This window comes from Salmonella sp. FC25216, assembly GCF_057751355.1.
Map to the genome: position 1 here is coordinate 159,472 of NZ_JBDGON010000001.1, position 13,589 is coordinate 173,060.

A 13,589-nucleotide genomic window follows, 5' to 3' on the forward strand; every position below is an offset into this window, starting at 1 on the left:
GAAGCAGGGATTCTGCTTACCCCGCCCCTCTTCGTCAAGCCGTCAATTATCTGAATAGTTACGACTTATGACACCTTTGTGGACACATCATTCACTTTTTATTCACATCCGGCCCTGAACTCGCTAGGACTTGCCCCGGTGCATTTTTTAAATACCCGCGAAAAATAGAGCTGGTCGTCAAATCCAACATTGCGCCCGACGGTCGCTATCGGCATTCGCGTGGTACTAAGCAGGAGTTTTGCCTGACTGATACGCTGATCTTCGCGCCAGCTCAATACGCTAATGCCTAACTGCTGACGGAACAGATGCGACAACCGGGAGGGCGACAGGCAGACATGTTGGGCGACGCTGGCGATATCGAAATGGCTGTCCGCCAGATGGTCGCTGATATACTGGCAGGCATCGCGCACACGGCTATCCATCGGCGGATGCAACGACTCATTAATTACCGCCATACGTCTGAGCAGCAACTGTTCCAGCAAATTGATCGCCAGTAGCTCAGAATAGCGACCTTCCTCTTGCCCGGCGCTGATGATCTGCCCGAACAGTTCGCTGAAATGCGGCTGGCGCGCCTCGTCCGGGCGGAAAAACCCTGTCTGGGCAAAGATTGTCGGCCAGGCAAGCCACTCCTGCCAGTAGGCGCGAGGCCGGAAGTAAACCCACTGGTGATACCACTCGCTGGCGTCCGGATGACGTCCATAGTGATGAATCTCGCCTGGCGGAAACAATAGTATATCGCCAGGCCGACAGACAAACTTCTCGCCATTATTATTAATGACGCCCTCTCCGCGGATGGTCAGGTTAAGAATATATCCCTTCATGCCCAGCGGACGATCGATAAAAAAATCCAGATATCCATTCGCTTCAATCGGCGTCAGCCCGGCGACCAGATGGGCATTAAATGAATATCCCGGCAATAGCGGATCATTTTGCGTTTCAGCCATTATTTCTCTACCCCCCGATGTTCAAAGAAGAAACAAATTGTCCATATTGACCAGGACGACAGAGCTTACGTCTCCGCAAGACCTTGTGCTTGATGAAAGCACGCATCAACCCCGCTTGTGAAGAGCGCTTTGTAACAAAAGCGTACAGTGCAGGCGATAAAATTAAGTAACAGAAGTGTCTATAACTATGGCTGGAATGTCCACATTGAATATTTGCACAGCGTCACACTTTGCAAAGCATTAGCATTTTTGTCCATAAGATTAGCGGTTCCTGCCTGACGGTTTTTGCCGCGACTCTCTACTGTTTCTCCATACCTGTTTTTCTGGATGGAGTAAGACGATGGCAATTGCAATTGGCCTCGATTTTGGCAGTGATTCAGTGCGCGCTCTGGCAGTGGACTGCGCCACCGGCGACGAGATCGCCACCAGCGTAGAGTGGTATCCGCGCTGGCAAGAAGGCCGTTATTGCGACGGCCCGAACAACCAGTTCCGTCATCATCCGCGCGACTACATAGAATCAATGGAGGCCGCGCTGAAAGCCGTTGTGGCACAATTAAGCGCCGCGCAACGCGCCAATGTCGTTGGCATTGGCGTTGACAGTACCGGCTCTACGCCAGCGCCAATTGACGCCGACGGTAACGTCCTGGCGCTGCGTCCGGAGTTCGCCGAGAACCCAAATGCGATGTTTGTGCTGTGGAAAGATCACACCGCGGTGGAAGAGGCCGACGAAATCACCCGTCTGTGCCATAGGCCAGGTAAGGTCAACTACTCCCGCTATATTGGCGGTATTTACTCCAGCGAATGGTTCTGGGCGAAGATTCTGCACGTCACCCGTCAGGATAGCGCCGTCGCGCAGGCCGCCGTGTCGTGGGTTGAACTGTGTGACTGGGTGCCAGCGTTACTTTCCGGCACCACTCGTCCGCAGGATATCCGCCGTGGTCGCTGTAGCGCCGGGCACAAATCACTGTGGCATGGAAGCTGGGGCGGTCTGCCGCCCGTGAGCTTCTTTGATGAGCTCGATCCATGTATTAACCGTCATCTGCACTACCCGTTATTTAGCGAAACCTTCACCGCCGATCTGCCTGTGGGCAATCTGTGCGCTGAATGGGCACAGCGCCTCAGCCTGCCGGAAAGCGTGGTGATTTCCGGCGGCGCGTTCGACTGTCATATGGGCGCGGTCGGCGCAGGCGCGCAACCCAATGCGCTGGTGAAAGTGATAGGCACCTCAACCTGCGACATTCTGATTGCGGATAAACAGAGCGTCGGGGATCGCGCCGTGAAAGGGATTTGCGGTCAGGTTGACGGCAGCGTGGTGCCAAACTTTATCGGTCTGGAAGCGGGCCAGTCCGCTTTCGGCGATATCTACGCCTGGTTTGGTCGCGTACTCAGTTGGCCGCTGGCACAGCTTGCCGCGCAGCATCCGGAACTAAAAGATCAGATTAACGCCAGCCAAAAGCAACTACTGCCTGCCCTGACCGACGCGTGGGCGAAAAATCCGTCGCTGGACCACCTGCCTGTGGTGCTCGACTGGTTCAATGGCCGCCGCACGCCGAACGCCAACCAGCGTCTGAAAGGCGTGATTACCGATCTCAATCTCGCCACCGACGCTCCGGCGCTGTTTGGCGGTCTGATCGCCGCGACCGCCTTCGGCGCGCGCGCCATTCAGGAGTGTTTTACCGATCAGGGTATCGCGGTCAATAACGTGATGGCGCTTGGCGGCATCGCCCGTAAAAATCAGGTCATTATGCAGGCCTGCTGCGACGTACTGAATCGTCCGTTGCAGATCGTCGCTTCCGACCAGTGCTGCGCATTAGGCGCCGCTATCTTTGCCGCCGTCGCCGCGAAAGTACATGCCGATATTCCCACCGCCCAGCAAAGCATGGCGAGCGCGGTAGAACGCACTCTGCACCCCCGCCCTGAACAGGCGCAACGCTTCGAGCAGCTTTACCGCCGTTACCAACAGTGGGCGCTAAGCGCAGAACAACATTATCTTCCGACAGCCGCGCCGGCGCCAACCACCCCGGCGAATCAGGCAATCCTGACTCATTAAGGACACAACAATGACGATTTTTGATAATTATGAAGTATGGTTTGTGATTGGCAGCCAGCATTTGTATGGAGCAGAGACCTTGCGTCAGGTCACTCAACATGCCGGGCATGTGGTAAACGCGCTGAATACCGAAGCCAAACTGCCATGTAAACTGGTATTAAAACCGCTGGGCACCTCGCCGGATGAGATTACCGCCATTTGTCGTGACGCCAATTATGACGATCGCTGCGCGGGGCTGGTGGTCTGGCTGCACACCTTCTCCCCGGCCAAAATGTGGATCAACGGGCTGAGTATCCTTAACAAACCGCTGCTGCAATTCCATACCCAATTTAACGCCGCCCTGCCGTGGGACAGCATCGATATGGACTTTATGAATCTGAACCAGACCGCGCACGGCGGCCGCGAGTTCGGTTTTATCGGCGCGCGGATGCGCCAGCAGCACGCGGTCGTCACCGGTCACTGGCAGGACAAAGAGGCCCATACACGTATCGGCGCCTGGATGCGCCAGGCGGTCTCTAAACAAGATACCCGTCAGCTAAAAGTCTGCCGTTTCGGCGACAATATGCGTGAAGTCGCGGTGACTGACGGTGATAAAGTAGCCGCGCAAATAAAATTTGGCTTTTCGGTCAATACCTGGGCGGTCGGCGATCTGGTACAGGTGGTGAATTCCATCAGCGACGGCGATATCAACGCTCTGATTGACGAGTACGAAAGCAGCTATACCCTGACGCCCGCCACCCAGCTCCACGGCGATAAACGCCAGAACGTGCGGGAAGCGGCGCGTATTGAACTCGGTATGAAGCGTTTCCTGGAACAGGGCGGCTTCCACGCATTCACCACTACCTTTGAAGATTTACACGGTCTGAAACAGCTTCCGGGTCTGGCCGTACAGCGTCTGATGCAGCAGGGCTACGGCTTTGCGGGCGAAGGCGACTGGAAAACCGCCGCTCTGCTTCGCATTATGAAAGTGATGTCAACTGGTCTGCAGGGCGGCACCTCATTTATGGAGGATTACACCTACCACTTCGAGAAAGGCAACGATCTGGTGCTCGGCGCGCACATGCTGGAGGTGTGTCCGTCCATCGCGGTAGTAGAGAAACCGATCCTCGACGTCCAGCACCTCGGCATTGGCGGCAAGGAAGATCCGGCACGTCTGATTTTCAATACCCAAACCGGCCCGGCGATCGTCGCCAGCCTGATCGACCTCGGCGATCGTTATCGCCTGCTGGTCAACTGCATCGATACCGTGAAAACGCCGCACGATCTGCCGAAACTGCCGGTGGCTAACGCGCTGTGGAAGGCGCAGCCGGATCTGCCGACCGCCTCCGAAGCGTGGATTCTGGCTGGCGGCGCGCACCATACCGTCTTCAGCCACGCGCTGGATCTGAACGATATGCGCCAGTTCGCAGAAATACACGATATCGAAATCGCGGTGATTGATAACGAGACTCGCCTGCCTGGCTTTAAAGACGCGCTGCGCTGGAACGAAGTGTATTACGGCTTAAAACGTTAGTGACGTTGTTGCCGGATGGCGCTGCGCTTATCCGGCACACAGAAATTCGTAGACCGGATAAGGCGTTTATGCCGCCATCCGGCACACAGGAGTCAACATGCCAGAAGATCTCAAACGCCAGGTACTGGAAGCCAACCTGGCACTGCCAAAACACAACCTGGTCACCCTTACCTGGGGTAACGTCAGCGCCGTCGATCGCGAACGCGGCGTATTGGTGATTAAGCCGTCCGGCGTCGATTATAGCGTCATGACCGCTGACGATATGGTAGTGGTCAGCCTGGAGACCGGTGAAGTCGTTGAGGGTAATAAGAAACCTTCGTCCGATACGCCAACCCACCGTCTGTTGTACCAGTCATTTCCGACTATCGGCGGCATTGTGCACACCCATTCGCGCCACGCGACTATCTGGGCGCAGGCGGGTCAGTCGATTCCGGCGACGGGCACCACCCACGCCGACTATTTCTACGGTACGATTCCCTGCACCCGCAAAATGACTGACGCGGAAATTAATGGCGAGTATGAGTGGGAAACGGGCAATATCATTGTCGAAGCCTTTGAAAAACACGGCATTGACGCCGCTCAAATGCCCGGCGTGCTTGTCCATTCACACGGCCCGTTTGCCTGGGGTAAAAATGCCGAGGATGCAGTGCATAACGCCATCGTGCTGGAAGAAGTGGCCTATATGGGGATCTTCTGCCGCCAGCTTGCACCGCAGTTACCCGACATGCAGCAATCCCTTCTGGATAAACATTATTTACGCAAACACGGCGCAAAAGCCTATTACGGGCAGTAATGTCCCTAAAGACGCGTTCCATTTGGGGCGCGTTGATGAATCTGGTCGGTGATATATTCAGCAAATGCGCTTTGATAGACGTAATTATCAGAGCTCACATATTCAATAATATTATCATAATGTCCCTGCAACACTTTTCCTTCCAGCGCATGGAAGAAAATATAATCCTCGATTGTTGACCGCCAGCGTTGCCCATTTAGCAGATAGTTAATAATGGTATCCCGATGTCCGTTTTTTCTGTCGTGTCCTTGCCAGTGAAAAAAAGCATTGCCGTTTTCAATAATTTCGGTACGCCAAATCTGATCTGTCCATGTTTTATACTCAAAAAATCGACTCACGGTTTTTATGGAAGGGTTGGCGCGTTGAGTATTGACGAAAAGATAGTGGTCGTTCCCCACCAGACATGCCTGCATATTCACATTCATAAAAGATAATTCCCGAGTACCACAAATTTTGATGAAAACATCCGCACCTGGAAGTGAAAATAAAGTCATATTCTAAAATAAAAAGTAAATTATGCAGAGAGTTCCCGACGAATTCGCACTGTAATCCATTTTTTACTTAACCATAGCGGTCAATTGAAATATTATATTTCAACCTGGCAGCGCGGATACTTCAAATAAAACTCTTACATTTTTCATTAATTAACACAAACAAAAATATCGCTTTTTTATTAATCCGAGAAATAAGTAACAGATTCGAACAAGCACTATTCTGAAAAACACTAAATATCTGAAAACAGACTTGACACAAAACAGTCAACCTATAGATAAAAACTGTAAATAAGCATGATTCAAAATTAGCAGTTATAGAATAATGACATCTACTGTATACACCAGCATCATCGTATTGATAAACATACGCCAGCACAAATATCTGACGCCAGTAGTCCTTTTACCGTTAAAATATTCATTACACCCATCACGGGGAACGAATTCATTCATGAAATACCACGACATCATCAACGCAGCGATCGTTCTTCCACGAATACCGACTTTTACGTTATATGCCTGTACAAAATAACAGTGTTTCACCCTAAACCAGGTTATAATGAGCGTGAATTTTTTAGACAGGTAATCAGCGTGGCGCAGGCAGGTTTCATTTTAACCCGGCACTGGCGGGATACGCCGCAAGGGACTGAAGTCTCTTTCTGGCTGGCAACAGACAACGGCCCTTTGCAGGCGACTCTGGCGCCGCAGGAGTCCGTGGCGTTTATTCCGACCAGCCAGACCTCTCGCGCCGCCTCGCTGCTACAGGCGGAAAAAGACTATCGCCTGACGCCGCTCCAGTTGCGAGACTTTCATCGCCAGCCGGTATCCGGCCTGTATTGCCGCACTCATCGCCAGCTTATGCGGATGGAGAAACTGCTGCGCGAAAACGGCGTCACCGTTTATGAAGCGGATGTACGGCCGCCGGAACGTTACCTGATGGAACGCTTTATTACTTCGCCCGTTTGGGTGGACGGCGAGATGCGCAACGGCGTTGTCCGCAATGCGCGTCTTAAACCCCATCCCGACTATCGACCGCCGCTAAAATGGGTCTCGCTGGATATCGAAACCACGCGACACGGCGAACTGTATTGCATTGGTCTGGAAGGCTGCGGTCAGCGTATTGTTTATATGCTTGGTCCGGCGAATGGCGATGACCGCCAACTGGACTTCGAGCTTGTGTATGTCGCCAGCCGCCCGCAGTTGCTGGAAAAACTCAACGCCTGGTTTGCCGAACATGATCCTGACGTCATCATCGGCTGGAACGTTGTGCAGTTCGACCTGCGTATGCTGCAAAAACATGCCGAACGCTACCGCACCCCTTTACGGCTGGGACGAGACAATAGCGAACTGGAGTGGCGCGAACATGGCTTTAAAAACGGCGTTTTTTTCGCCCAGGCCAGAGGGCGAGTCATTATCGATGGTATTGATGCACTTAAATCCGCATTCTGGAATTTTTCGTCTTTTTCGCTGGAAGCCGTCTCGCAGGAACTGCTCGGAGAAGGTAAATCCATTGATCATCCCTGGGATCGTATGGATGAGATCGATCGTCGCTTTGCCCAGGATAAACCCGCCCTCGCCACCTACAACCTGAAAGACTGCGAGCTGGTCACGCGAATTTTCCATAAAACCGAAATCATGCCGTTTTTGCTGGAGCGCGCGACGATCAACGGCCTGCCGGTCGATCGCCACGGCGGTTCGGTCGCCGCATTCGGGCATCTTTATTTTCCGCGAATGCACCGCGCCGGCTATGTCGCGCCCAATCTCGGCGAAGTGCCGCCGCTGGCAAGCCCCGGCGGTTACGTGATGGATTCACAACCCGGATTATACGATTCGGTACTGGTGCTGGATTATAAAAGCCTGTACCCGTCAATTATCCGCACGTTTTTGATTGATCCGGTCGGGCTGGTCGAAGGCATGGCGCAGCCGAATCCGGAACACAGTACCGAAGGTTTCCTTGACGCCTGGTTTTCACGAGAAAAACACTGCCTGCCGGAAATTGTTAGCCAAATCTGGCACGGGCGCGATGAAGCCAAACGTCAGGGCAATAAACCGCTCTCGCAGGCGCTTAAAATCATTATGAATGCCTTTTATGGCGTACTCGGCACCACGGCCTGCCGCTTTTTCGATCCCCGTCTGGCGTCGTCAATCACCATGCGCGGCCATGCGATTATGCGCCAGACCAAAGCGCTGATTGAGGCGCAGGGTTATGACGTGATTTATGGCGATACCGATTCGACTTTCGTCTGGCTTCGGCGCGCGCATTCAGAAGCAGACGCAGCGAAAATCGGGCATATGCTGGTGCGTCACGTGAATGAATGGTGGGCACAAACGTTACAACAGCAAAATTTGACCAGCGCGCTGGAACTGGAGTTTGAAACCCACTTTTGCCGTTTTCTGATGCCGACCATCCGCGGCGCGGATACCGGCAGTAAAAAACGCTACGCGGGCCTGATTCAGGAAGGCGACAGCCAGCGCATGGTATTTAAAGGTCTGGAAACGGTGCGGACCGACTGGACGCCGCTGGCGCAGCGCTTTCAGCAAGAGCTGTATCTGCGCGTTTTTCGCAATGAACCTTATCAGGACTATGTGCGCGAGACTATCGATAAACTGATGGCGGGCGAACTGGACGCGCAACTGGTTTATCGTAAGCGTCTACGCCGCCCTTTACATGAGTACCAGCGTAACGTCCCGCCGCACGTACGCGCCGCCCGGCTGGCGGATGAACAAAACCTGAAGCGGGGGCGTCCGGCGCAGTATCAGAATCGCGGCGCCATAAAATATGTCTGGACCGTTAATGGCCCCGAGCCTGTGGATTACCAGCAGTCGCCGCTGGATTACGAACACTATCTTACCCGCCAGCTACAACCCGTGGCGGAAGGAATTCTTCCCTTCATTGAGGATAATTTTGCTACACTACTGACCGGGCAACTGGGGCTATTTTGACGCGTGACGAAAGCGCCGCCTTCCAGTACCATAGCGCCCTTTCCATTCCTGGACCTAATTAACGCCACTACCACATTAGCCTGGTAGCGGGGTCGTATACTTGCAATTATCCAGCGCTATCGCCTGGGTATGACGAGTAATGCCTGCAATCAAAGATATAGAGCCTAACAAAATATGCCTTTTACACTTGGTCAACGCTGGATCAGCGATACAGAAAGCGAACTGGGACTTGGAACCGTTGTTGCGATGGATGCGCGAACCGTCACCTTACTTTTCCCATCCACAGGGGAAAACCGTCTGTATGCGCGCAGTGATTCTCCCGTGACCCGCGTCATGTTCAACCCTGGCGATACGATTACAAGCCATGAAGGCTGGCAGCTACATATTGATGAAGTAAAAGAAGAAAATGGCCTGCTTGCCTATGTCGGCACCCGACTGGATACCGAAGAGACCAATGTGACGTTGCGCGAAGTTCTGCTCGACAGCAAGTTGGTTTTCAGTAAGCCCCAGGATCGTCTGTTCGCCGGTCAAATCGATCGAATGGATCGGTTCGCGCTGCGCTATCGCGCCCGTAAATTTCAGAGCGAGCAGTACCGTATGCCGTACAGTGGCCTGCGCGGCCAGCGGACCAATCTGATCCCGCATCAGCTTAATATCGCTCATGATGTTGGTCGTCGCCACGCGCCGCGCGTGCTGCTGGCGGACGAAGTGGGCTTAGGGAAAACCATTGAAGCCGGGATGATTCTGCATCAACAGTTGTTATCAGGCGCGGCGGAACGCGTATTGATCATCGTTCCGGAAACCCTGCAACACCAGTGGCTGGTAGAAATGCTGCGCCGTTTCAACCTGCGCTTCGCGCTGTTTGATGACGAACGCTATACCGAAGCGCAGCACGACGCGTATAACCCGTTTGAAACCGAACAACTGGTGATCTGCTCGCTGGATTTCGCCCGCCGTAATAAGCAGCGTCTGGAACATTTGTGCGACGCCGAGTGGGATTTACTGGTGGTCGACGAAGCGCACCATCTGGTGTGGAGCATCGATGCGCCGAGCCGTGAATATATGGCCATCGAACAGTTAGCCGAACGCGTGCCGGGCGTGCTGCTGCTGACCGCCACGCCGGAACAACTGGGGATGGAAAGCCATTTCGCCCGTCTGCGCCTGCTCGATCCGAACCGTTTCCACGATTTCGAACAGTTTGTCGAAGAACAGAAAAACTACCGCCCTGTCGCCGATGCGGTGGCCATGCTGCTGGCAGGCAATAAGCTCAGCAACAACGAACTGAACAGGCTGGGCGATCTGATCGGCGAACAGGATATCGAACCGCTGTTGCAGGCGGCTAATAGCGATCGCGACGACGCGCAGGCCGCCCGTCAGGAGCTGGTGTCGATGCTGATGGATCGCCACGGCACCAGCCGCGTTCTGTTCCGCAACACCCGTAACGGCGTCAAGGGGTTCCCGAAACGTGAACTGCATACGGTAAAACTGCCGTTGCCGACCCAGTATCAGACTGCCATTAAGGTCTCCGGCATTATGGGCGCGCGTAAAAGCGCGGAAGATCGCGCCCGCGATATGCTCTATCCGGAACAAATTTATCAGGAGTTCGAAGGCGATACCGGCACCTGGTGGAACTTCGACCCGCGCGTTGAGTGGCTGATGGGCTATCTGACCAGCCATCGTTCGCAAAAAGTGCTGGTGATCTGCGCCAAGGCGACCACCGCGTTACAACTGGAGCAGGTGCTGCGCGAACGCGAAGGCATCCGCGCCGCCGTGTTCCATGAGGGCATGTCGATTATCGAACGCGACCGCGCCGCCGCCTGGTTCGCCGAAGAAGATACCGGCGCGCAGGTGCTGTTATGTTCCGAAATCGGCTCCGAAGGACGTAACTTCCAGTTTGCCAGCAATCTGGTGATGTTCGACTTGCCGTTTAACCCGGATCTGCTGGAACAGCGTATTGGTCGTCTGGATCGTATCGGCCAGGCGCATGATATCCAGATTCACGTCCCGTACCTGGAAAAAACCGCCCAGTCGGTGCTGGTTCGCTGGTATCACGAAGGGCTGGACGCCTTTGAGCACACCTGCCCGACCGGTCGCGCTATTTATGATTCAGCCTACGCCAGTCTGATTAACTATCTGGGGGCGCCTGAAGAAACCGACGGGTTTGACGATCTGATCAAGTCCTGCCGCGAGCAACATGAAGCGCTAAAAGCCCAGTTAGAACAGGGGCGCGACCGCCTGCTGGAGATCCACTCCAACGGCGGAGAAAAAGCCCAACAGCTTGCACAAAGCATTGAAGAACAGGACGACGACACCAGCCTGATCGCGTTCGCCATGAACCTGTTCGATATCGTCGGCATTAACCAGGACGATCGCGGCGACAACCTGATCGTGCTAACGCCGTCCGACCACATGCTGGTACCGGATTTCCCCGGTCTGCCGGAAGACGGCTGTACTATCACGTTTGAACGTGACGTAGCCCTGTCTCGCGAAGATGCGCAGTTTATTACCTGGGAACATCCGCTCATCCGTAACGGGCTGGATCTGATCCTCTCCGGCGACACCGGCAGTAGCACCATTTCGCTGTTGAAGAATAAAGCGCTGCCGGTCGGCACGCTGCTGGTCGAACTGATTTACGTCGTGGAAGCGCAAGCGCCGAAACAGCTACAACTGAACCGCTTCCTGCCGCCGACGCCGGTACGTATGCTGTTAGATAAAAACGGTAACAACCTGGCCGCCCAGGTCGAGTTTGAAACCTTCAACCGTCAGCTAAGCGCCGTTAATCGCCACACCGGCAGCAAACTGGTTAACGCCGTTCAACAGGACGTCCACGCCATTTTGCAACTGGGCGAGACTCAGATTGAAAAGTCCGCCAGAGCGCTGATTGATAACGCACGTCGCGAGGCGGATGAAAAACTGTCCGGGGAACTGTCGCGTCTGGAAGCGTTGCGCGCCGTCAACCCGAACATTCGCGACGACGAACTTGCCGCTATCGACAGTAACCGTCAACAGGTGCTGGAAAGCCTGAATCAGGCAGGTTGGCGTCTGGACGCGCTGCGTCTTATCGTCGTCACGCACCAATAACGGAGCCGTACATGGGGATGGAAAACTACAATCCGCCGCAGGAACCCTGGCTGGTTATCCTGTATCAGGATGAGCACATTATGGTGGTCAACAAGCCCAGCGGTCTGTTGTCCGTGCCGGGACGTCTGGAAGCGCACAAAGACAGCATTATGACGCGTATCCAGCGCGACTACCCGCAGGCAGAGTCGGTGCATCGTCTGGATATGGCCACCAGCGGCGTGATTGTAGTGGCGCTGACCAAAGCCGCGGAGCGGGAGCTAAAACGCCAGTTCCGCGAACGTGAGCCGAAAAAGCAGTATGTGGCGCGTGTATGGGGGCATCCCTCCCCTGCGGAAGGGGTGGTTGACTTACCGCTCATCTGCGACTGGCCGAACCGGCCAAAGCAGAAAGTGTGTTATGAAACCGGCAAACCGGCGCAAACGGAATATAACGTGGTGGACTTTGCGGCGGATAATACCGCCCGCGTGGTGCTCAAACCGATCACCGGACGTTCGCATCAGCTTCGTGTGCATATGCTGGCGTTAGGTCACCCGATTTTAGGCGATCGATTTTACGCCTCGCCGGAAGCACTGGCTCTGGCGCCGCGTTTGCAGTTACATGCCGAAATGCTGACCATTACCCACCCCGCTTACGGCACCAGCATGACCTTTAAAGCGCCAGCGGATTTTTAGCGAAAACGCCCGATTGTAGGCCGGATAAGACGCCACGCGTCGCTATCCGGCAAAACGGTTACTTAAATCCTTTCTGTTCTTTAATTAATTCATATGCTTTCTGAATTTCCTGCGCTTTTTGCTTCGCCATCTCCATCATTTCCGGCGGCAATCCTTTCGCCACCAGCTTATCGGGATGATGCTCGCTCATCAGCTTGCGATAAGCGCGTTTAATGGTGGTCGCATCGTCGGTGGTTTTAACACCCAGCACATTACAGGCATCTTCCAGAGTCGGGCCGCGCTGCGTCTGCTGCCAGCCGCCGGACTGTTGATGATAACCGCCGCCAAACTGCGCGCCGCCCTGCATCATGCGCAAAAACTGATCGAACTGCACGCGGGAAATGCCTAACTCCTCCGCAATCACATACAGCACTTCCCGCTCATTAGGGTGCAACGAGCCATCGGCAAACGCCGCCTGGATCTGAATTTCCAGAAACATCCGAATCAGATCAAAACGCCCGAAGCAAACGCTGCGAAACTGTCGCATCTTTTCACGTAATGGGTAATTATCCGCTTTTCCGACCCGAAAGGCGTTCTGCGCGGCAGTACGTGAATCGCCGTGTAAATTCATGCGATCCATCAACTGACTGGCGATATGAATATCCGCTTCCGTCACCCGTCCTTTTGATTTGGTTAAGTGGCCCATCACCTCAAAGGTGGTGGCAAAAAACAGCGCTTGTCGTTCCCGCTGGTTGGCAAACCACGCCATTTTTCTGCTGCGGGCTTTGTCGAACATATGGCCCACCAACAGACCCAGGACCACGCCCCAAAAGCCGCCGCCCATTATCAGGGCGACGGCGACGCCAATTATCTTTCCCCAGTACTGCATAGACTCCCCAAAACGTTACGCTATCGGTGAGGCTATCTCCCACAAAATAAGGTGCTTTTCCGCGAATGAAGGCTACGGTCAATTGTGGGACATCGCCTATAATTTGCATTATCATACCTGTCATTCAATGCCGTGCCTAACACCACAGACGCTAAACGGCAGGATTAACACTGGCGCAGCGAAGATGAGTAAGTTAGGCTGTGACCGTTTGTCACGCGCAACGCTACCGATGATG

The 13,589-nt window shown here is 54.2% G+C and carries 9 protein-coding genes and 1 pseudogene; 7 read left to right on the top strand and 3 right to left on the bottom strand.

The features are described from left to right. Positions 1–98 precede the first annotated feature (98 nt). Positions 99–944, bottom strand: a complete 846-nt coding sequence (gene araC / locus AC3G3F_RS00710) for an arabinose operon transcriptional regulator AraC (protein WP_023245690.1) — start codon at positions 942–944, stop codon at positions 99–101. Positions 945–1,284: 340 nt separating this feature from the next. Here araC and araB point away from each other — a divergent pair, with 340 nt between their 5' ends. The 4 genes and pseudogenes from araB to araD all read left to right on the top strand — a co-directional run bounded on the left by araB (position 1,285) and on the right by araD (position 5,300). After that, positions 1,285–2,994, top strand: coding sequence for a ribulokinase (gene araB, locus AC3G3F_RS00715; RefSeq protein ID WP_070801426.1), 1,710 nt, complete (start codon positions 1,285–1,287; stop codon positions 2,992–2,994). A 10-nt stretch (positions 2,995–3,004) separates the two neighbouring features. Next, entirely contained in the window at positions 3,005–4,507 is a 1,503-nt protein-coding gene (gene araA, locus AC3G3F_RS00720; RefSeq protein ID WP_070801425.1) for an L-arabinose isomerase, read from the top strand. Positions 4,508–4,512: 5 nt separating this feature from the next. Next, positions 4,513–4,590: pseudogene (locus AC3G3F_RS00725) on the top strand (hypothetical protein); the annotation flags it as partial. A 14-nt stretch (positions 4,591–4,604) separates the two neighbouring features. Then, positions 4,605–5,300, top strand: a complete 696-nt coding sequence (araD, locus tag AC3G3F_RS00730) for an L-ribulose-5-phosphate 4-epimerase (protein ID WP_053508838.1) — start codon at positions 4,605–4,607, stop codon at positions 5,298–5,300. 5 nt (positions 5,301–5,305) lie between these two features. Here araD and AC3G3F_RS00735 read toward each other — a convergent pair whose 3' ends face one another. Next, positions 5,306–5,725 carry a DUF4751 family protein gene (locus AC3G3F_RS00735; RefSeq protein WP_053508840.1) on the bottom strand — a complete coding sequence of 140 codons (420 nt, stop codon included), beginning with the start codon at positions 5,723–5,725 and terminating at the stop codon, positions 5,306–5,308. Positions 5,726–6,382: 657 nt separating this feature from the next. On the opposite strand from AC3G3F_RS00735, the gene polB reads away from it, so the two are divergent. The 3 genes from polB to rluA all read left to right on the top strand — a co-directional run bounded on the left by polB (position 6,383) and on the right by rluA (position 12,486). After that, on the top strand, positions 6,383–8,734 hold the full coding sequence (polB, locus tag AC3G3F_RS00740; RefSeq protein ID WP_053508842.1) for a DNA polymerase II: 2,352 nt from the start codon (positions 6,383–6,385) through the stop codon (positions 8,732–8,734). A gap of 174 nt (positions 8,735–8,908) precedes the next feature. Further along, positions 8,909–11,815, top strand: a complete 2,907-nt coding sequence (gene rapA / locus AC3G3F_RS00745) for an RNA polymerase-associated protein RapA (RefSeq protein ID WP_063390115.1) — start codon at positions 8,909–8,911, stop codon at positions 11,813–11,815. A gap of 11 nt (positions 11,816–11,826) precedes the next feature. Further along, entirely contained in the window at positions 11,827–12,486 is a 660-nt protein-coding gene (rluA, locus tag AC3G3F_RS00750) for a bifunctional tRNA pseudouridine(32) synthase/23S rRNA pseudouridine(746) synthase RluA (protein ID WP_053508846.1), read from the top strand. Positions 12,487–12,544: 58 nt separating this feature from the next. Here the strand turns inward: rluA and djlA are convergent, their stop codons facing one another. Continuing rightward, entirely contained in the window at positions 12,545–13,354 is an 810-nt protein-coding gene (gene djlA / locus AC3G3F_RS00755; protein WP_023245682.1) for a co-chaperone DjlA, read from the bottom strand. Between the last annotated feature and the right edge of the window lie 235 nt (positions 13,355–13,589).

Bases quoted from the DNA above. Each gene is read 5' to 3' on its own strand.
- araC (WP_023245690.1), bottom strand. From the start codon at position 944: ATGGCTGAAACGCAAAATGATCCGCTATTGCCGGGATATTCATTTAAT.
- araB (WP_070801426.1), top strand. From the start codon at position 1,285: ATGGCAATTGCAATTGGCCTCGATTTTGGCAGTGATTCAGTGCGCGCT.
- araA (WP_070801425.1), top strand. From the start codon at position 3,005: ATGACGATTTTTGATAATTATGAAGTATGGTTTGTGATTGGCAGCCAG.
- araD (WP_053508838.1), top strand. From the start codon at position 4,605: ATGCCAGAAGATCTCAAACGCCAGGTACTGGAAGCCAACCTGGCACTG.
- AC3G3F_RS00735 (WP_053508840.1), bottom strand. From the start codon at position 5,725: ATGAATGTGAATATGCAGGCATGTCTGGTGGGGAACGACCACTATCTT.
- rapA (WP_063390115.1), top strand. From the start codon at position 8,909: ATGCCTTTTACACTTGGTCAACGCTGGATCAGCGATACAGAAAGCGAA.
- rluA (WP_053508846.1), top strand. From the start codon at position 11,827: ATGGGGATGGAAAACTACAATCCGCCGCAGGAACCCTGGCTGGTTATC.
- djlA (WP_023245682.1), bottom strand. From the start codon at position 13,354: ATGCAGTACTGGGGAAAGATAATTGGCGTCGCCGTCGCCCTGATAATG.